The following is a 22365-nucleotide window of genomic DNA, read 5'->3' on the forward strand; positions in this document are numbered from 1 at the left end:
CAGGTTGCTTTAGGTATTTAATAGTGTTTTAACATTTTCTAAGTGAATTTTATGCTTTTGATACTTTTATGCCATAAAAACAGCATCGATACCGGTTGTACCTTCACCAGTTTTTTAACTTTTTAATATAGCTTGCTACTTCCATCGCCATTACCTGATGTTCTGCCATGTTAGGGTGATCGCCGCAGCCATGATTAAACCGCTTGGAAAAGAAATAACTGGAAACGTTTTTATCTCCGCCTTTATTAACGCTTTTTACAATTCCTGTCAGGTAATTTTTAAGCACTTTGGTTAAGGCAAAATCTGCCATCGGACTGGTTAAACAAACAATCGAAGCTTTAGGATAATGGCCGCGAATGGCTTTTATAAAACGGATGTAGTTATCAGCAAACTTCACAGAATCCTGCACGCCATCGTTCTGTCCTAAACAAATCGTTACCACGTCCGGCTGATATTTACTAAAGTTCCATTTAATTGAATCTTCCCTTAAATTAACCTTATCAAAAACCGGCGGCATCACAATTTTCATATCGCAGCAGCTATGCATCAATCCAATACCAGAAACTGCGGTTAAAGCCCATTGCGCATTTAACAACCTGGCCGAAGTTGGGCCATAACTCATGTAAGCATTATGCTGATCGTACCACTGGCCTTTACCGCAATCTACAACCGATAAATCGCTGCCGGTTCCGCAAGTAATCGAGTCTCCTATGTATTCTATTTTATGTTTTGGCTTTGCCGAAAGCGGTAACAGCTGATCACAAATAATTCCGGCAAATTGCAGGTAACCGATGCCGCTTTCTGTATCCTTACAAATGGTAATGATGTGTTCGCCGTTATCTAATCCTTTAAAAACATTTATGGTATCGGTTTTCCCTTTTGTTTGAATGCGATATGGTTTCTGGTTATCAACTGCAATTTCAATGTAGTTATGATTGTTGCCGTACAACACTTCATCATGCACAATAACTTTGCAATTGTTGCCTTTAAACTTTGCCTGAACATAAACGCCTGGCGACCAGAACTTAGGAAGTTTTGGATTAGAAAAATCTATCCGGCCGGTATATTGAATATTTGGATTATCTGCAGAAAATAGTTTACCGCTGCCTTTGCTTTTTGCCTCGGATTGCAGCATTAGCAATGGAAATACTAATGCTGCAAGATAAAACTTTGTTAATTTCATTATCAAAATTTGAATGTTAATTTTTATGGTGTAAACGAAGCATCAAAACATCATGTGCCGCTACTTCTCCTTTTAAGGGTGATTTTGTCGTTCCGGCATCTTTCATCGTCCACAAATTACGAAGCGTGTAAACTTGCTTTTGTGCATCTAATACAGCTTTTGAAAGTGTATCCGTAATCACTTCACTTTTCCAATCGAAATCAACTTTCTGTGCTTTCGTTCCACGATTTAAAAAACAGATTGCCCAGTCGCCGCCTTGCAATGGTTTCAGCCATGTTTCTACACTGTCTTTTACTGAATATTGGTAACCTTGTACGCCCATCGGATCCTGATCAACCGCAATTACTTCTTTATTTTTTAAGATTGCTGCTGTTTGTGCTGACATGTTCCGAATATCATTTCCGGCAATCAGCGGCGCCGCAATCATGCACCACATGGAAAAATGCGCGCGATCTTCATTAGTAGCCATTCCGTTTCCTACTTCCAGCATATCCGGATCGTTCCAATGTCCGGGACCGGCGTACTGGCGCAAACCTTTTTGCATGTCCAGAATTTTCATCACGCCGTTTGCGTGCCAGCTTCCATTGTCTTTAATGCAATCAAAACAGTTGTAAATGTCTCCGGTAGTTCGCCATAATTCACCAACTTTTGACCCCCAGGTCCAAGGTTTGTCTGTTCCCCATTCACAAATACTTAAAACCATTGGCCGGCCTGCTCTTTTTAAAGCTGCTGCTATCGTTTTGTATGCACCTTCTCCTCTTAAACCTTCCGTGTTGCACCAGTCGTATTTCAAATAATCAATTCCCCAGGAAGCGTAAGTTTGTGCGTCCTGAAACTCATAGCCACGGCTTCCCGGCCTACCGCCGCAGGTTTGCGAACCGGCATCAGAATAAATTCCCATTTTTAATCCTTTGGAATGAATATAATCTGCCAAAGCTTTCATCCCCGAAGGAAAACGTTTTGGATCAGGATGAATAAACCCTTGCTGATCTCGGTCGCCGTGCCAGCAATCATCAATATTGATGTAAGTATAACCGGCGTCCTTCATCCCTGAAGAAACCATCGCATCAGCAACCTGCTTAATCAGGTTTTCATCCACATTGCAGGCAAATTTATTCCAACTGTTCCAGCCCATCGGCGGCGTTAATGCCAGGCCCTGGTATTTGGTATAATCCTGCGTGTAATTATTTCCCTGACTATAGGCTGATGCAGCAAAACCTAATACAGCAAACAATAATTTAATTTTCTTCATGTTTAGATTGATATGAACCTTATTTCCATTGATCCGTACGGAATGGAAAAGCAGGTAAGTTTTCACTGTTTATTAAGTTAGCATCTCCGGGATTATCTTCCCAGGCATATCGTACCGCTTCCGGTTTAGATACTTCTTTTGCCGATACTTTTATCGTGTTTTTGTTAACGATTTCTGCCTTTGCCCAATGAAAAACATGATCAGCTCCGGCTATCTGAAATCCGGTTAAAGTAAAACGGTCTTTAATTTTTAGGCCTGTTCCAACTTCAGAAAAATGCACGATAAAAGAAGCATCCTGAATTTGCGCAGACTCAAAGCGCGGGCTAGTTCCAACAATTGGCAAACCATAAACTTTTTCTTCCGCAACTAAAGCCAAACGCCGTCCAACTTCCTGTTTATTTTTGGGATGGATATTTGCTGAGTCGCCCAGATCGATTGCGGTAACCATTGCTGTATTTTTTAGGCTTAAAGCCATATCCTGCGCTTCCCGCAATTCTGCCCACGAAGAGTGCAATTCCGGTTGTTTTAATTTCTTATTTAAACCTGCCAATTGCACATATAGAAATGGAAAATCTCCTTGTTTAAACTGCGTTCGCCAATCGGTAATTAAGCGTTTGAACAAATCTCGATATTGAAAACCTCTGCCTGTGTTAGATTCTCCCTGATACCAGATTACTCCTTTTATCGATAAATTTATGAGCGGGTTGATCATGGTATTGAATAAAACGGAAGGCGCAGTATTTGGCCCGAATTCTTTTTCCGGTCGGCCAGGACCAGTTAACTTATAACCGATTTTGTAAAGCCAGGTACCAACCAAAGAAACCTGGCGGGATGCAGTTTTTAGATAAAACTCGGAAGGTTTTGCACGAAAACCGGCATCGCCGCCATAATTGCTAATGCGAACAGTAATGCTGTTTTTACCAGCGTTAAATGCAGATGCCGGAATTTGATAAGCACGAAATTTCCAGATATCAGGTGTAAAACCTACTTCTGTTCCGTTTACAAAAACACGGTCGCTGTTTTGGATGATACCTAAACTTAACGTTAGGTTTCCGGCTAAATCCGCTGGTGATAATTCCACTTCTTTTTTAAACCAAACAACTCCGTTCAATTGCCAGAATTCATCAATTCCGGTAAATCCCCAGATTTTGGGCATTTCTACTGGTTTAAAATCTTTCGTATCTAAGTTATCTGCTGCCCATAAATACTTTCCATCTTTAGAACCTGCGTCAGAATTTTCAAATTTTTCCGTCCAGGCTTTAGCCAGCGGACGATGGGCTTGATTGAAAGAAGCTGTATCAAAAGTAGCAGTTTGCTTTGCTTTTTCGCCAAAAGTTGTTTCTCCGGACAATCCGTCCGGACTGATCCAAGTTTCGGCAACCGTTCCGCCCCAGCTTGCACTAATCAATCCAATTGGGACATTTATTTTTTGCTGAAGGTCTCTCCCAAAAAAGTAACCAACAGCACTAAAATAAGCAGCAGTTTGCGGTGTACAGGCAGACCAATTTCCATGCGTATCTTCCAACGGCTGCAAATGCACTTTTTTTTCTACCGAAAACAATCTGATTTTTGGATAGTCTGCGTTTTTAATTTCTGTTTCGGCGTTGATTACATCATTCAACCCAAACTCCATGTTAGATTGCCCCGAGCAAATCCATACATCACCAATCAGAATATCATCCAACGTAATGCTGTTTTTACCATGCAAAATCATTTGAAACGGCCCGCCGGCTTTCATTGCCGGTAATTCTGTTTGCCATTTTCCGTTTGCATCGGTTTGCGTTTTAACCGTTCTCTTATTAAAACTGATGGTTATATTTTCCGAAGGATCGGCATAACCCCAAATCCTGATGGGCTTTTCTCGCTGTAAAACCATATGGCTGTTAACCAAAGCAGGCAAACGAATGTCAGCACGTGTACTTAAAGCAAGAGCTATTAATAAGGAAAACAATAATCCTTTTTTCATGGTAAATTTTGTTTTTTAGCTTTTTTCAGAAGTGGTTTTGCTTATCAAAAAACACTGCTAAAAGAAGCATCCATCATCAGGTTTTATCCTGATTAATACTGAAAATTCGTACTTAAATCAGCAATTGCTAATTTGAATTCGCCTGGTTCGGTAACGCGTTTTAAATCGTAATTAATAAAAGACAGTTTTTCTTTGTTGATGGTAAACGTTACTGTTTTGGTTTGACCTGGTTGCAATTCGATCTTTTCAAACGCGCGCAAACGTTTAAATTCTGGTGTAATAGACGCAACCAGATCGCTTACATACATTAATACAGATTCTTTTCCGGCAACTTTACCTGTATTGGTTACATCTACCGTTACCATAATATTTCCTTTTTCAGGAAGCTTGTTGCTGCTCAATTTCAGGTTACTGTATTTGAAAGTAGTATAGCTTAAACCAAAGCCAAATTCCCATTGCGGATCATAACCTGCAACTTCGCTGGCTTCTTTGTTCTCTGTGTATTTGCGATAGTAGTTGATCAAACTATTGGTAGAACGCGGGTAAGTGTAAGGCAAACGACCGCTTGGGTTTATTTTTCCAATTAATGCATCAGCTACTACATTTCCGCCTTCGTTACCTAACAAATAGGTATGCAGCACGGCAGTTGTACCAGGTTCTATGGCAGAAATTATACGCGGCCGGCCTTCTGCCAATACCAAAACAATCGGTTTTCCGGTTTTAGCCAATGCAGTAGCTAAAGCAATTTGTGGTGCAGAAATAGTCAGGTCGCCAATATTTCCCGGTGTTTCGGTATAGCTATTTTCTCCTAAACATAAAACAATTACATCAGCACGGGTAGCTTTGTCAACTGTTTCATCAATGTTGATAGCTTTATCAAAAGTTACACCTTCGCTATAATCTACTTTGTCTTTTCCAAAAACATTTTGGATAGCTTCCAAGATTGTATTTTTATCTTTTTCGGTTTCATCGCTGTTATTGCCCTGCCAGTTTCGGCTCCAGCCACCATTTAATGAACGCATGGTATTTGCAGTTGGCCCGCTTACCAATAATTTTTTTCCTCTTGAAATAGGCAGAAAGTTATTTGTATTTTTAAGTAAAGTAATGCATTCGGCAGCAGCATCGTAATTTACTTTGTTATGTGCAGCGCTGTTTACATCAGGGTAATCATTGGCATTACCAATTGGATTGTTAAACAAATCAACTTCATATTTTACTTTTAAGATTCGGCTAACAGCATCGTTAATTCGTGCCATAGAAACCTTACCTTCTTTTACGTCCTGCAATAAATCTTCGGTAAAAGTATAATCAGTAGGAACCATGCTCATGTCAATACCGGCATTAATAGCGATAGCGATAGCATCTTTATCATCCTTAGCTACGTGATGGCGCAGATACAGGTATTGAATATCCTGCCAGTCGCTTACTGCAAAACCTTTAAAGCCCAGTTCACCTTTTAAAATATCTGTTAATATATGATGACTGGCGTGCACCGGAACACCATTAATTTCTGAACTGTTTACCATTACTGTTTTTGCACCTGCTTTTACAGCGGCAGCAAATTGCGGCAGGAAATACTCACGCATTTCCCGTTCCGGGATCCATGCCGGCGTACGGTCATGGCCGCTTAAAGGCATACTGTAGCCCATATAATGTTTTAAACAGGCGGCAACGTGGTATTTATCTTCTACCAATTCGTTTCCCTGGAAACCATTAATGGTGGCGAGGCCCATTTGCGTTCCGAGATATGGATCTTCGCCAAAAGTTTCCCAAATGCGAGGCCACATCGGCTGGCGGCCTAAATCTAACACCGGACTAAAAGTCCAGGGGATAAAAGAAGCACGTGTTTCATAAGCAGAAATTTGAGAAGCTTTACGGGAAACTTCCGGGTTAAAAGAAGCAGCCTGAGCAATTTCCTGTGGAAATAATACTGTTTCTAAAGTATAATTATTCCCTCGTATGGCATCGATACCATATAAAACAGGAATTTTCAGACGTTCCTGTAAAGCCATTTTTTGTACCGCTTCAATCAGTGCATGCCAGTTTTCCCGGGTTTGTGCATTTCCGCCTACGTTTAATAATGAACCTACTTTGTATTTTTTGATACAGGTAGCAAGTTTATCCATATCAATTTGGTGTGGTTCAACCACTCTTCCGTTCTCTGTTTTCAATAAAAACTCGATCGAAATCTGCGTCATTTGCCCAACTTTTTCTTCGAGCGTCATTTGCGAAACTAAGGCTTTTACTTTTTGGTCAATATCTGTTGAAGTAAGTTTTTTTTGAGCCTGTATTTTAGGTACAACAAGGGCAAGGATTGAGAAGAGAAGGATTTTTTTCATACAATGTTTTAGGTGATAAAAGAAGCATATAAAACCTGTTTCAAATTTTAAAACAACTTAGAAGCATCATTTTATTTTTATCATTAGTTGAATAAAAAGGAAAAAGCCATCGTTAACAGATAGCTTTTTCCTTTTTGATTTTATGATTAAAACTTAATTACTAATTGTAATCTCTGATTTATTTAAATAAATTTTGTTAAAATCCTGTTATTTAACAAACATCACTTCATCAAAATAAAGTGTTTCATTTACATCTCCGCTCATTCCTTGTAGGAAAAAACGCAGTGTAGTAGCAGTTTTTCCGGTTTCCCAGAAATTTAATGATGTTGTTGTTGAAACTGTTGCCGCATTTGTAAGCGGAATCTTATAATAAGTCCAAACATTTTTAGGAGCTTTAATTAGTTGAGCCGCATATGCATTGGCATTCTGAACTTGATTATCGCCACCTTTCATTTTATCACCCACGAGAACCAGCGTATGATCTGCTACTCCGCCTTTTACCCAGAACGTTAAATATTTATAAGATATATCATAGGTAAAGCTTGGATAGTAGTTAGCAAAGCCTTCAATTTGCCAACCACCAGCAGGATAAGTTGCCACAAAAGAGCCTAATCCAGATTTTGAAGGTGCATTTGCCGAAGGGCCAGAAGGGCTTGCCCATGAATTGGTAGTCCATGCATTTTGTAAAGCACCATTTGCAAATATCTGATAAGCTTTATCTATATTGATAAACTCAAGTGTAGAAGCCGTATGCAAAGAATTAGTACCAGAAGTATAAGTAAACGACAAAACTGCCCTTGAAACAGTACTGGAAGGCATTTTTACTATCATTGAAGTATCTGTTTTAGAAACTATTGTAACAGCATCAGTAGTATTTTGTAATTTGATAGCTGTTACAAAGCTCAAGCCAGTTCCTTTAAGGCTTATTTGTGTACCTGATGTGAAATTATAATCTGATGCTGACGTTACAGAAGGCGCCGGCGGCAGCGTAGTAAAACTATAAGTAACAGAACCGTACAGCGTAGTGATAACTAATGTATTAGATTGCGGCTGAACGTATGGTGTATTAGACGGAATACTAAATATAACCGAATTATCAGAAGCAAGTGCTCTGTTAAATATCACATTAATACCGTTAAGCGTAATCTTGGTTACGCTTCCTAAGTGAGTACCTATAGCAGCATAATAATTCCCTATTTTACCTGTAGTAGTAGTTGAATCAAACGCAGTAACTACCGGATTAAGATTTTGCTGAACAACAACAGAATCTGTACCATTACTTTTATAATAATGATAAGTTGAGGTTCTTGATGAATCAATTGTTGATTTACTGATTGTCCTCACACTGCTAATGGTCGGTGTTCCGTTGCTTCCAACCAATACACCATTCTTTGTATCCTTTTTACAAGAAGCGAATGCTAATATCAACGCACTGGCTAATATTAAATGATATTTTATTTTGCTAATCTTTTTCATATATCTATTAATATACTTTATTTAAATACATACGGAACTGGTGCCTTTACCAGATTTGGATCTGCTGTAACTTCGTTAATTGGTACAGGAAACCAGAAATAAGTAGGCGTAATCTTCACACTGTAAATAGTATAATCCCTGTAACCTGCAGCAGCGGTACCTCCGCTTGAATCTCCTCTTTCCTGGTTTTTAATAATATTAGTTGCAACAGGGTGGCTGGCAGGTTCCGGATGAGCCATGGCATTAAACCCATCTATACGCCCTAAATCAAACCAGTAATCCTGCTCCAAAGCAAACTCCAAACGGCGCTCTCTTAAAAGGTCTTTATAAGAAAAACTGGTTATTGTAAGCGCACCAGCCCGGTTTCTTACCATGTTAAGATATTTTAATGCAGTTGCATCCGTGCTTGTATAACCAGTATCAATACCTTTGCTTGGACCTACAGCAGCTTGTTGTCCCATAATAGCCTCTGCTTCAATCAATAATACATCAGCATAACGCATTATATAAGTATTGTTACCAGAAGCTTGTGCTGCACTTTTTCCGCCATTGTCTTGAGGCGATCCTACTACATACTTTTTACAAGCAGCGTGAGTACCTGCTTCGCTACCATTAAGTGGGAATATATAAGGACCGGCGCCACCTTGGTTTAGTTCAGTGTATTTGCTTCCAGGAAGCATGATGGTAGCATGACGGCGTGTCGTATCACCACCTTCTGCTTTAAATGCATTTTGCAGATCAAACGTTGGCCCCATTACACCGTATCCATCACCGGTTGTTGTGATTGTACTGCTATATGCCCAGGAAGCCTGGATTGAGTTACCAAAATCGTAACCACCATTAAAAATCCACTGCATCGCCAGGATAGATTCCTTGTTATTATTATTAGCCGTTAGGAACAGATCGCTAAAATTAGGCAACAGTGTAAATTCGCCGCTGGCAATTACCTTTTCAGCTTCTTTCCTAGCATTGGTATAGTCTTGCATATATAGATAAACTTTCGCAAGTAATGCTGATGCTGAGCCACTTGAGCCGTGGCCCGTAGTAGCTACATTAGTCGAACAATTGGTTTCTGCAAATTGTAAATCCCTGATTATAAATTTGTAAACATCACTTACCGGGTTACAAGGAACGGTACCGAAATCTCCTGTATGAACCAAAGGATTTTCGATGATAGGAACGTTTCCAAAGACCCGTACTAAATAAAAATAAGCGGCTGCGCGCATTAAATGTGCCTCGCCTAATGCATTATTTACCGTTGCAGTAGGCACAGAAGCAGGTACTGAAGTAGGTAAATTGTTCAATATACCGTTGCACTGTGCAACAACCGTAAAAGGAGAATCCCACGCAGCTAAAATTTCAGGATTAGTATTACCAACAGAGAAGTTAAAGAAGGCAACAACGTCTGAGGAGTAAGTACGCCCATTACCACTGGCCAGTTCCGTAATAGACCAACCTGCTTTATTGTTCCAACCAAACCAAGGAGAACCATATAAAGTATTAGTACTGGTTTGCACCTGTTGTGCTGTTTGATAATAACTGCCAACGGTAATTCCCGCATCAGGTGGACGATTAAAGAATTCTTTTTTGCAACTTGTAATAGTAGCTATTCCTATTACCGCTGCCATTCCTAATATATATTTAAAATACTGTTTCATTTTGAAATTTTGATTTTGATTAGAATGATGCATTAACACCAACGGTTATGATACGCGGGCTTGGATAACGGCCTGCATCAATATTTGTTAACGTAGGGTTTTGGTTTAACGAACCCACTTCCGGATCTAAGCCTTTATATGGTGTTATTACAAATATATTCTGACCGCTAACATATAATTTTAACCCTTTTAAATCTACAGCTTTAGCAAAACGGTTAGGCAGATTGTAACCTAAACGCACGTTTTGTAAACGCAGGAAAGATGCACTTTCCAGAAATCTATCAGACATTACCAAATTTGGATTATCTATACCGGCCCGTGGGCGGGGAATATTTGAATCTGAGTTGGTAGGTGTCCAATAATTAGCAGAAGATGCAAGCTGGTTTTGATACAAACTTGCTAAACCAGCGGTTTGATATTCTAATAAGTTCAAAATTTTGCCACCTTGCGAACCATAAATGAAAATTGATAAATCAAAATCTTTATAGGTGAAAGTATTGGTTACACCGTAAGTAAAATTTGGGTTAGGGCTACCAAGCATCGTTTGGTCATTAGCATCTACCTTGCCATCATGGTTAACATCCTGGTATTGCAAATCTCCCAGCCAGATAGAACCGGCAATAGCAGGGTCATTGGTAACTTGCTGCGCAGTACCATTTACGTTTTGTGGGTGCGAAGCCAAGTACTTTAACTGATCGGTCGTTTTTACAACGCCTTGTACTTTGTAGCCCACAAATTCACCTACCGGATATCCCACTATAGTTTTGGTTGGGCTAAAAGATATATAAGAACTATTGAATTGACCAACAATTGGTGGTGCACCGTTTAAGGATGTTACTTTATTATTGTAATGGCTAAAAGTTACGTTAGTACTCCATTTGAAGTTCTTGCCTTCAATGTTTCTGCTGGTAATGCCAATATCGAAACCATTATTAACAATTTGGCCTGCGTTAACATACGGAGGGTTAATACCTGCAGGATTATCACCGTATTCGTTAGGACCGCCTAAAAGGAAGTAAGGCAATGGTTGAAGAAACAAAAATTTACTTGATGTTTTTTGATAATAATCAAATGAACCATCAACACGGTTAAATAATGTAAAATCAAGACCTGCGTCCTTTTGTAACTGATGTTGCCAGGTAAGGTTAGGGTTAGATACGTTGTTGATTAAGAAACCTGTACCAAAAGCAGTTGCCGTTGACCTTAGGGATGCAAGATATGCACCTTGATTAACGTTTGAATTACCTACAGCACCATAACCTGCCCTAATTTTAATATTGTCAGCAACGCTTTTTATGCTAGCTAAAAAAGGTTCTTCAGACAAGCGCCAAGATATAGCCACACCTGGGAAATAACCAATTTGATGACCTTGTGCAAAGTTTGAACTTCTATCACTTCGGATATTTGCAGTAATACTGTATTTATTGTTAAAAGTATAAATTAAACGTGCCAGGTAGGACTCCATAGTGGTAGTACCTTTTTGCTCACCAATAGTTGCTCCAACAGTGTTAGCTACGTTAAGTGTTTGTACCGTATTACCCGCAGTAAAACCTGACCCTGAAAGAGGTAAGTTATCATAATTTGATTCCCAAACTTCGTGTCCTGCTAATAAATTTAAACTATGCTTTCCCCATATATGGTTATAATTTAAGGTTTCTTTCCAAGTCCAGTATGTAGTATTACTAACAAGCCTGTTTGCTGTAGCTAAAGTGTTTTTAATAGGGTTAATACTACCAGTCGCACCATATGAGTATGACGGAGAGAAAACATGAGCATCATTAAAGTTAAAATCACCACCTAATTCAGACCTTAACGTAAGATCTTTAAAAAATTTGGTTTCGCCATAAATATTACCATTAACATTATTTCTTACTGTATTATTTGTACCGTTTAAAGCTTGTTGTATTGGGTTTGTTCCACCTAAGCGGTTTCCGTTTATATCTTCCTGCGGACCTGCATATGAACCATCAGCATTATACACAGCTTGATCTGGAGCGGCTAATAAAGCATTATAAACAACACCTGTATTGTTGCTAATTACAGCATTCTGATCGCTCCGGCTTCCTTTCAGGCTTAACCCGATTTTTAACCAGCTTTTAGCCTGCGAATTAACATTAGCATTAAAACTGTAACGATTATAGTCGCTACCAATAATTGTACCTTTCTGATTAAAATATCCACCTGAAATATAATAATCAGTACCATTGTTAGCACCAGAAACAGCAATATTGTGACTTTGCTCTAACGCACTACGAAAAAGGGCTTTTTGCCAGTTTGTTCCAGGCCCTAAAGCACTCGGATCTGCAAATTCTGCACGTTGAGCATTCGGGTTATTTAAAGCTGCTGCAATACCGTTTTCTAATGCCGCATACTGCTGCAAGTTCATCATCTTTAAAAAATGCCCCTGTTGCTGCAAACCAACAAACCCATCATAAGTAACGGTTGGTGCGCCTGCTCTTCCATGTTTTGTAGTAATGATTACAACACCGTTTGCACCGCGGCTACCGTAAATAGAAGTAGCTGATGCATCTTTCAAAATATCAATCGATTCAATATCATCAGGGTTAAGTGTTGCAAGCGCACTTACACCTGTTTCATCCTGGCCACCACCCGGCCTGCCTAATTGCGCAGTTGGAGCACTTCCGCCCCTTTCTACACCATCAATTACATATAATGGTTCACTACTGCCAAAAGCTGTAATACCACGAATGTGAACAGATGCATTACTACCCGGAGCACCAGAGTTATTGGTAACGGTTACACCCGCAGCTTTACCTTGTAACATTTGATCAACACTTGGTTGCGGGATGTCAGCAATTTGAGCTGCAGTTACGGATGAAATTGCACCGTTAATATCCTGCCTGCGCTGCGTACCGTAACCGATACTTACTACATTTACCTCTTGTAATGAGGTGGCAGTTGTTTTTAAGGTAACATTAACGGTTGCCCTGGTGCCAATAACAATTTCCTGGGTTTGCATCCCAATAAAGGAGATTACCAGTGTAGTAGAACCAGCAGGTACAGAAATGGAGTATCTTCCGTTTACATCTGTACCGGTACTTGTTTTTGTGCCTTTTACAGTTACAGAAGCACCAGGAAGGCTTACTCCTTTGTCATCGTAAACAGTACCGGTTACTGTTCTGCTTTGAGCAAAAAGACTGGTGGTACTGTGCACCATAATTGCAAAAAGCATGACTGCTCGTAGAATTTTACGCATAATTAATTTGTTTGTTAATAAATAATTGGTTGGACTTACTGCTCAAAAATAGAATTATGTAAGAGAAGGGATATAATGTTATTTTAACATTTTACAGTATTAATTTATATTATCTTCATAATTTTCAGATAGTTATATTTTTAAATTTTATTCATTGATTTATAGTTTCTGATGTAATTATGTTAACAAATTGTACTTTTTATTAATGTAAATTCAAAAAATCAGGATTAGTATTTCATTAAAAAAACATTAATTCTTTAAGTGTTATTTTAACACGCAATCGATTGCCACGAAAAGAATATCTACTTAGTTAATGACTGATAGTTTGTGGCCTCAGATAAACTTCTTTTACCCTGTCTTTCGTATTATCTGTCCAGAGCCAGCTTGTCCAAACCATAAACCAGGCCCATTTGGGCTGTGCTTCCAGAATTTCTGGTTTTGGCAGTTCGCCTACTTCTGTTAGTGCCACAATTTTTCCTTTCGCCAGGGCAAGCAGTTCGTTATAATCTTTCTGTTCGTAATCAAAATGATAAATATCTGCCCCCAAGATGTCTACGTAATCTGCCCCCGGATAAAAATCCTTATAAGCATAAGCTTCATCTTTAGGAATATCGCGGGGACCATTGGCTCCCCAAACCCATAAAAGATTATTTAAATGATGATAGTTGGTGAACCTGTTATACATCATTTTCCAGAGTTTGGTTACACCATCATTGCCTGGCCTGTTTCCCCACCAAAACCAAACACCGTTCATTTCATGGTAGGGCCGCCATAAAACCGGCACATGTGCATCCTGCAATTGCTTTAAGTAAAAAGCTATTTTATCTACCTGAGCCAACCATCTTTTATTTAATTCTGTATTTGGTGTGGTTAGCTCTTTCCATTCAGCAACTGTTAGTTTTCCCTGAATACTTTCTTTCCAGCCGTAAGGAGGATTATCAGTTGGCCTGCCTTCGTGCCACATCAAGGTAATCAGGTAACCTTCTTTATTTTTACGAATGGCTTCATCTACAATAGCCTGCCCATTATCTTTTGTTCCGTTCCATATAAAATCTGTGCCCCATAGGGCCGGATATTTTCCGGTAATAGCTTTTACACTATCCGAAAAAACATTCATACTTTGGTTATAATTATGCTGGCCTGAAAGAATGCTTTTTCCATTGATATCATATAAATAACTTAACAGCTTTTTTGCCTCCGCGGATGCATTTCGATTTACAGGTTCAAAACGCTGTGCACTGGCCTTAAAAGCAATCAGCAATGCAATAACAAGAAGAAAATTTTTCATAAAAAAGGTAATGCTTCTTTTACCCTATAATTTATTGTAAACAGTAGAGAAATAAGAAGAAAGTGTGTAAGGATAATTAACACCAGCAGTATAAGCCTGAAAATTAGGCGAAATCATGTTCATGGCAGGATGAACACCGTCTCCGCCATCGCCAGCCCAGCTCCATCCCATTATTGTCCAGGATTTAGATTTTGCATAATCTACTAAGCCAGACCAGTCGGCTGTTCCGTTTGTTCCGTTTCCAAATTCACCTACAATGCAGGTCCTGCCGGAAGTTGCCATATAATCCAAATCCGCAGTAACCATATTACCACCGGAACCAATAGCAGTTCCGGAACTGTTTGTATGCTGGCCAACATAATTACCAGGATAAATATGGGTAGATAAAGCAATATTTGTATCGGTTATTTTAACGCCGCCTGTTCCTGTACCCAACACAGCGTTAGCAGCTACATAAGTTTCCTGGCCGTAACCCGGCGCATCAATAATAATTGTACCCGAATAAACCGTGCGGACAATAGTAATTGCCTGATTATAATAGCCGGCATAATTTGCAGCACTCAGGTTATGGCTTCCCCACTCGTTCATTAAATTAATGTAGAATTTTCCGGAAGCACTTAAAGCTGCATAATTAGTTTTCCACCAGTTGGCACCATCCAGTAAATCAGAAAGGTTATCAGAACCTAAAACAGCAGCTTTATGATACGTGCAGATAATGGTATAACCGTTATCTGATGCTTCTTTTATCCACCTAATTGCGTTGGTAACTTGTGTTGGTTCAATTTCTATCCGTACGGTTTTAATTTTGGTTTGCTGTTTCATCAGCGGAAAACCTAAATCAACATTACCATTACTGTAATAGGATGGCTGTAAATTAACACCATTACCGGCAAGGGTTACAACTGCCGGAGTAGTGGTTGTTGTTGTCGTGGTGGTGGTAGTGGTTGTTTGGGTAGAACCATCAACGGCTGCTTTTTTAGAACAGCAGATCAGCAAAAAAGAAAATGCAACAGACATAAAAGCTATAACTTTCTCTCGCGAAAGAAACTTTATTACAAATCTCATAAAAATTAGAGTTAGATAGGATTACACTGCAAACTTAACCAGCTTGATTTCTCCTCTGTAATACAATTATTTCAATTGATAACATTATACAGACAATAAATTTACCGGTAAAAGAAGCATCAGCATAAAAACCTGTTTGTGCCATGCTGTTTAATTTTCCTGGCTTTGTTGCGCCAAGGCCTTTTCATTCATTTAAATTTCATACTGTTTTTAAACCAACAAAACTGGATATTGGCTACTTAAAACCACAATTATGAATGAAGCTATTTTTCGTAGCTTTTCCGACATCGACCCAAAAGAAATTGCGCCGGGTTTTTTTTCTAAGTTTATCCACACCGAAAACAATACTTTAAATTTTATTGAAGTTAAAGCAGGCAACATTGTTCCGTTGCACCAGCACGTACACGAACAATTATCTTTTGTGCTGGAAGGAAAGTTTGAACTAACGGTAAATGGTGTTGCAAAAGTTTTAGGGCCGGATCTGTTTGCTGTTATTCCGCCCAATGTTGTTCATGGCGGAATTGCTGTTACAGATTGTAAACTGATCGATATTTTTAGTCCGGTTAGGGAAGATTATAAAAATTTGTAATGGTTTAAGTAGCACCCAAAAAAATTTACAGGCATAAAAGAAGCATTATAAGTTCCGCAGATATAAATTTAACAGTTCTAAGTTTCAAAATCGAATTGTACCACTTATATTTATCAATAATTTATTAGTTAAAATTATTGTTTAATACTATTGCTAATAAGCTTTTTGTAAACCTCTAACCTTTATGAATTCAAAAACGTTATAAAAGCAGTTGAAATTTGTATGATGAAAGATAAACTCAAAGAGATATTTATTGAAGACAAAGGCAATATTATCATTCAACGAACACCATTAGAACGTGTAAAAACGCTTATTGAAAAACTATTTCCGGTTAACACAGATAAAGAATTAATAAGAGTAGGGCCAAACCGCGACGGTGGGTATTTGGTACCTGATGATTTAAAAAACATAAAAGCTTGTTTTTCTCCGGGAGTGGATGTGATGAGCGAGTTTGAAAAAGCTTGTTTTGATTTGGGGATGGAGCTGTTTTTGGCAGATAAATCTGTAGAAAAACCAAACCTGGATTTAGACCCTTCCAGTTATCATTTTTTAAAAAAGTATATTGGCTGTACAGATAATGCTGATTTTATTACTTTAGATTCATGGGTGAACTCATACGATTTAGGGGAAAGTGATTTATTGTTGCAGATGGATATTGAAGGTGCAGAATATCCTTCAATCATTAACGCATCTCCGGCTTTAATAAATAGGTTTAGAATTATGATTTTCGAATTTCATAATTTACAGGATTTCTGGAACCCTTCTTTTTTTAATATGGCTGAGGTTGTATTTAATAAACTTCTCGAAACCCACACCTGTGTTCATATTCATCCAAACAATTGTTGCGGAAGTGAAACTAAATATGGCCTTGAAATACCAAGAATGGCAGAATTTACATTTTTAAGAAATGACAGGATAGATCATAAAGAATTTGCACATACTTTTCCGCATAAACTTGATTTTGACAATGAAAACAAGCCACACCTTGCGCTTCCTAAATGCTGGTACAAAAACTGATAATCATCCTCACCTAAAAAACATGGCTAAAAGAAGCATGATACTTTAACATGCTTCTTTTAGCAACCTTTATTTATTCTTCTACCGGAACGGGTTTTGTAATCCCTTTTAACAAGGCACGTACTTCTTTAAAATCATTAACAAAATATTTAGCTTCAGAGCTGTTGTTGCCTACTTTAATGGTGACAGAGTTTTCTGGCATTGCTTTAAAAGTATCTTCATCCGTATGGTCATCGCCGATAGCCATGGCAAAATCATAATGCTGGTCGTGCAATAAGCCCATAACTGTCTTCCCTTTGTTAATTTCTATGTTTTTAACTTCAATTACTTTGTTGCCAGGCAAAATTTGCAGGCCCTGATCGCTTGTAATATACCGAAGGTTGTTAATTAATTCCCCTGCCCTTAATTCGCCCAAACCAGCGCCTACATTACGGTAATGCCAGGCCAGCGAATACGTTTTTTCTTCGATAAAAGAACCAGGTGTACGGTCTGCAAAAGTTTCAAGTACCGGTTGGATTGTTTTTTTCCATTGATCATTTAGGGTAGGAAGGCTCTTCCATTCGCCATCCAGTTTTTGCCAGGCGCCATGTTCTGCAACAAGTGCAATGGGCAGATGGCCAAACCATTTATCCAGTGTATGGTAATCCCGGCCACTAATAATAACTATTTTATTTGCCGGATCTGAACTTAAATCCTGCAAAACCTGGTACAACTCCTTATCCGGAGAAGCTTTATTAATATCCGCATTAAAGCCAACTAAAGTTCCATCATAATCTAAAAAGAAAATACGCTGATGCGTTTTCGCATAGATTTTATAAATAGCTTTTTTAGTAACACTGCTTACATAACGCGTGTGCAGAGATTGCTGCTGCTCTTTTACTTCACTTAAACGGTCCATAAAAATTTTGACCCAGTGTTTTACGTTAAACTTAGAAACGTTTTTCCGAAGTTTAACCATCCGGCTTTCCTGTTCTTCGGCTGGCATTTCCAGCGCTTGTTTAATGGCTGCTGCCATCATGCCCATATCATTTGGGTTGACGATAATGGCATCAATCAATTCCCGTGACGAACCTGCCATTTCACTTAAAATTAAAACACCATCATTATTGATGCGGCTGGCAACGTATTCTTTACTCACTAAGTTCATTCCATCGCGCATAGGTGTAACCAAGGCAACATCAGCAGTAGCATATAAAGCCGAGAGGGTTTCGATAGGAAAAGAGCGGTAAAAATACTGCACCGGACTCCAGTTTAAAGTCCGGAAAAGGGAATTGATATTGCCTACACGCTTATCAATTTCATCTCGAAGATGTTTATATTGAGGAACTGTATCGCGCGAAGGAACAACGATCATGTATAAAACTACTTTTTCCAGGTACTCCGGATTGTTTTTCAACAGTTCTTCAAAAGCCTGCAAGCGTTGCAAAATGCCTTTACTATAATCTAAACGGTCAACAGACAAAATAGCACGAACACCGTTTAAAGTTGCATTCAAGTTTTCAATTTCCTGCTTTACAGTTTCACTTTTAGCAAGCGAGGCATATTTCTGCTCATCAATTCCCATCGGGAAAGCTTCTGCCACAATTAAACGGTCTGGCAGCGAAATTACGTTAGAAGATAAATTGACATGCAGCAAACGCGCACAAGCATGTGTAAAATGCTGCACATCATCAAACGTATGAAAACCGATCAAATCCGCGCCCAGCAAACCTTCCAAAAGTTCGTTGCGCCACGGGATCAGGTGAAAAAGCTCGAAAGAAGGAAACGGTATGTGCAGAAAAAAACCGATCGAAACATCCGGAAGCTGCTTACGGATTAATGCAGGCACCAGCAGCAACTGGTAATCATGTACCCAAATGGTATCGCCTGGCTTTGCTACGTTCAAAACAGCATCTGCAAATTTTTGATTTACCTGCTGATAAAACTGCCAGTTAGACTGGCGGTAAGTGCTGTAGGTGGAGGCATAATAATGAAATATTGGCCAAAGTACTTCATTAGAAAAGCCTTCGTAATATTCGCTGATCTCCTCCTGGCTTAAAAAAACCGGCAGTAAACTTAAACTTGCCAATTGTGCTGTAATTTCTTCTTCTTTATCCGGCGCTATTTCTGTTCCCGGCCATCCGATCCATACATTTTCGCCTTCCTGATAAATAGAACCCAGTCCGGTTGCCAGCCCTCCTTCGCTCGGTGATGAATTATACCCGCCATCTTTTTCCTGTATTTTTACCGGCAGCCTGTTAGAAACAATTATCGTTTTACCCGTCATATCCTCTGTTTTATTCCTTTAGGTAAAGTATTTTAAAAAGTAATAAGTTTTTAAAATGATGATTTTTGTGCGATAAAAGAAGCATTAGGGCTAAATACTTCTTTTATCGCATAAATTTTGATGACATGATTTTAAACTGAAATCAGGAATACTGTTTTTACCGGCAAAAAATTGGTATATCCTTCGGTTCAAATATTTACTTTGAAAATACTTCATGTACACTTTGCCAGTTGCGGCAACAGCGCAATAACTTTACAACAGCCAATAAATTTTACTTCATTTCTTCCGAAAATTTATTTTCGGAAACATAAGTGGCAGTGCTTTTTCCTAAATCTGTAATTAAATTAGCAACCAGTGAACTCCAGCCGGTTTGATGGCTTGCCCCTACGCCCCTGCTGTTATCGCCATGAAAATACTCATAAAACAACACCAAATCGGCATTTTCGGGCTTTTGGTAAAACTTGTCTTCTGCACCGTTTACAGACCGTTTTCCGGTTTCGTCTTTTGTAAAAATACTGATCAGCCTTTGCGAAAGTTCATCTGCTGCTTCTTTTAAATTGATATAGTTACCAGAACCTTTTGGAAACTCCAGTTTAAAATCATCACCATAAAACTCATGGTATTTTCGTAAAGCACGGATCAACATATAATTGATAGGCATCCAGATCGGGCCGCGCCAGTTAGAGTTACCACCAAACATATCAGAAGTAGATTCTGCCGGATCGTATTGGATAGTGTAAGTACTTCCTTCAATATCTACCGAATACGGATTGTCTTTATAAGCTTTGGATAAGGCACGTACACCTCCTTCGGCCAAAAACTCATCTTCATCAAATACGCGGTTTAATAAATTAGTGAGTTTTTCCTGATCGACAATTGAAAGCAAAACTTTACCGGTTTTATTATTATCAATAATAGGTAAAAACTGCCTGTTTTTTTCGCGCGACTGGTTTAACCAGGTAGCACGTTTCCGAAAATCGCGCAATTTTTCAAGGTTGTGATAACTGAAAATAGAAACTGCAAAAATGGAAGTTAAACCCACAATAGAACGTACTTTAAGATGATAGGCATGGTTTTTTTGCAAACGGATCGTATCATAAAAAAACTTGTCCTCATCGCTCCATAAACCCATGCCATTCAAAGCATCGGCAATCAGCACAAAATGTTCGTAAAATTTAACGGCAGAATCTTCAAAGGCATCATCGTGCATGGCAATTTCCAATGCCATATCCATCATGTTCAATGCGTACATGCCCATCCAACTGGTGCCATCTACCTGCTCCAGTGCCAAAGTGCCGTTCAGTTTACTGTTCCGGTCAAAAACACCAATATTGTCCAGGCCGAGGAAACCGCCTGCAAAAATATTTTTTCCTTCCACATCGACCCGGTTGGTCCACCAGGTAAAATTAATGATCAGTTTTTGGAAAATCCTTTTTAAAAACCGGAGGTCGCCTTCGCCTTTTTTCTCCTTTTCTATCCGGTAAACTTCCAGTGCAGCCCAGGCTTGTACCGGCGGGTTAACATCGCTAAAATTCCATTCATAAGCCGGAATTTGCCCTTCCGGGTTCATGTACCATTCCCGCATAATCAGGATCAGTTGGTTTTTGGCGAAGGTTGGGTCGATCATTGCCATCGGCACACAATGGAAAGCCAAGTCCCAGGCGGCATACCAGGGATATTCCCATTTATCGGGCATAGAAATTATATCCTGGTTTTTCAGGTATTTCCAGGTACTGTTACGGCCGTGCAAGCGGTTTTCTACTACGGGCGAAATCCCATCACTGGTGGTTAGCCATCGCTGTGTATCATAATGGTAATACTGTTTGCTCCACAACAAACCTGCAAATGCCTGGCGCTGTATATTACGCAAATCAGGGTTTAAGGTATCGGGAAATCTTTTATTGTAGAAATTGTCGGCCTCGGTTTTTCGGGTGGTAAAAAGAGTATTGAAGCGGTCGTCAAGCGGATTTTTTACACGTCCTTTTGATAAGCGCAACTTGATGGTTTTTGAAGATTTAGCCTTAATCAAAAACTTATAAACAGGTGAAAACTTAGTACCGGAATTTAGCGCCTGCAGTTCTTCTAAATCTTTACCATTAATCACAGCTTCATGAAAAGCATCTTTTACATACGGAACATCGTTTGGTGTACCAAATAATCGTTCTTTATTGGTTTCGTTCTCGGCAAATAAAGTATAATCGGGCTTATCATAATATAAATGGTAAGTTCCTAAAGGTACATGCGTTGCCCTTACAGATCCGTCTTCTGCATGTTCAATAACCGGTTTTGGTTTAGATGGTTCGTATTGCCAGCGGTTGTAAAACCACAAGGTTGGCAACACTGTTATCGGCGCATCCTCATCTCCCCGGTTTATTATTTCAATACGGATATGAATATCTTCCGAGTTCTTTTTAGCGTATTCTACTACTACATCAAAGTATTTATCCTCATCAAAAATACCCGTATCCAGCAGTTCATACTCTTGTTCTTCTTTAGAGCGCTCGCCGTTTTTACGGTTTATTTCGTAATACGGAAAAGCCTGCTGCGGATACTTGTACAAGTATTTCATGTAATAATGTGTTGGCACATTATCTAAGTAGTAATACAATTCTTTTACATCCTCGCCGTGGTTGCCCTGGTAATTGGTTAAACCATACAAGCGTTCTTTCAGAATTTTGTCTTTACCATTCCATAAGGCCACTGCAAAGCACAGTTGCTGGTAATAATCAGAAATACCGGCAAGGCCGTCTTCTCCCCATCGGTAAACACGGCTGCGGGCATGGTCATGCGGAAAATAGTTCCAGGCATCACCATTTTGGCTGTAATCCTCCCTAACTGTTCCCCATTGCCGTTCACTTAAATAAGGGCCCCATTTTTCTAAAGGGACTTCTTTGGCTTCGTTTTCAAGTATGCGCAGGTTTTCTGCATTAGTAGTATTATCATCAAACATAATGGAGTTTAATTCTGGGCTGATTCTCGTTATTGTAAAGCAGCTATTTGTATTGGTAGATTAATTCAATTTTTTCAGCATATACCAGGCTCTGAATAA

At 39.1% G+C, this 22365-nt stretch carries 13 protein-coding genes; 2 read left to right on the top strand and 11 right to left on the bottom strand.

Features of this window, described 5'->3' with window-relative positions; genetic code table 11:
* Positions 1–103: 103 nt before the first annotated feature.
* From GO621_RS14540 to GO621_RS14580, 9 genes are all read right to left on the bottom strand, one after another.
* Positions 104–1183, bottom strand: coding sequence for an SGNH/GDSL hydrolase family protein (locus GO621_RS14540; protein ID WP_157568306.1), 1080 nt, complete (start codon positions 1181–1183; stop codon positions 104–106).
* Positions 1184–1199: 16 nt separating this feature from the next.
* Positions 1200–2435 carry a glycoside hydrolase family 27 protein gene (locus GO621_RS14545; protein ID WP_157568307.1) on the bottom strand — a complete coding sequence of 412 codons (1236 nt, stop codon included), beginning with the start codon at positions 2433–2435 and terminating at the stop codon, positions 1200–1202.
* Positions 2436–2454: 19 nt separating this feature from the next.
* Complete coding sequence (locus GO621_RS14550) at positions 2455–4401, bottom strand: sialate O-acetylesterase (RefSeq protein ID WP_157568309.1); 1947 nt, start codon at positions 4399–4401, stop codon at positions 2455–2457.
* 92 nt (positions 4402–4493) lie between these two features.
* Complete coding sequence (locus GO621_RS14555; RefSeq protein WP_157568311.1) at positions 4494–6740, bottom strand: glycoside hydrolase family 3 N-terminal domain-containing protein; 2247 nt, start codon at positions 6738–6740, stop codon at positions 4494–4496.
* A 207-nt stretch (positions 6741–6947) separates the two neighbouring features.
* Positions 6948–8216, bottom strand: coding sequence for a hypothetical protein (locus GO621_RS14560; protein WP_157568312.1), 1269 nt, complete (start codon positions 8214–8216; stop codon positions 6948–6950).
* A gap of 17 nt (positions 8217–8233) precedes the next feature.
* Entirely contained in the window at positions 8234–9874 is a 1641-nt protein-coding gene (locus GO621_RS14565) for a RagB/SusD family nutrient uptake outer membrane protein (protein ID WP_157568314.1), read from the bottom strand.
* A 19-nt stretch (positions 9875–9893) separates the two neighbouring features.
* Positions 9894–13091: a SusC/RagA family TonB-linked outer membrane protein gene (locus tag GO621_RS14570; RefSeq protein WP_157568315.1), complete on the bottom strand. Its 3198-nt coding sequence runs from the start codon at positions 13089–13091 to the stop codon at positions 9894–9896.
* A gap of 310 nt (positions 13092–13401) precedes the next feature.
* Positions 13402–14379, bottom strand: a complete 978-nt coding sequence (locus tag GO621_RS14575) for a glycosyl hydrolase (protein WP_157568317.1) — start codon at positions 14377–14379, stop codon at positions 13402–13404.
* Between the two features lie 24 nt (positions 14380–14403).
* Positions 14404–15444 (bottom strand): glycoside hydrolase family protein, encoded by a 1041-nt coding sequence (locus GO621_RS14580; RefSeq protein ID WP_157568319.1) that lies wholly within the window; start codon positions 15442–15444, stop codon positions 14404–14406.
* Between the two features lie 253 nt (positions 15445–15697).
* Between GO621_RS14580 and GO621_RS14585 the strand changes: the two genes are divergently transcribed.
* On the top strand, positions 15698–16033 hold the full coding sequence (locus GO621_RS14585; RefSeq protein WP_157568320.1) for a cupin domain-containing protein: 336 nt from the start codon (positions 15698–15700) through the stop codon (positions 16031–16033).
* 222 nt (positions 16034–16255) lie between these two features.
* Entirely contained in the window at positions 16256–17050 is a 795-nt protein-coding gene (locus GO621_RS14590) for an FkbM family methyltransferase (protein WP_157568322.1), read from the top strand.
* Positions 17051–17123: 73 nt separating this feature from the next.
* On the opposite strand, the gene GO621_RS14595 is transcribed toward GO621_RS14590, so the two are convergent.
* On the bottom strand, positions 17124–19316 hold the full coding sequence (locus GO621_RS14595) for a bifunctional alpha,alpha-trehalose-phosphate synthase (UDP-forming)/trehalose-phosphatase (RefSeq protein ID WP_157568324.1): 2193 nt from the start codon (positions 19314–19316) through the stop codon (positions 17124–17126).
* A 271-nt stretch (positions 19317–19587) separates the two neighbouring features.
* Positions 19588–22266 carry an MGH1-like glycoside hydrolase domain-containing protein gene (locus GO621_RS14600; RefSeq protein WP_157568326.1) on the bottom strand — a complete coding sequence of 893 codons (2679 nt, stop codon included), beginning with the start codon at positions 22264–22266 and terminating at the stop codon, positions 19588–19590.
* Positions 22267–22365 lie beyond the last annotated feature (99 nt).

Origin of the sequence: Mucilaginibacter arboris (genome assembly GCF_009754915.1) — a bacterium.
Taxonomy (GTDB): Bacteria; Bacteroidota; Bacteroidia; order Sphingobacteriales; family Sphingobacteriaceae; genus Mucilaginibacter_A; species Mucilaginibacter_A arboris.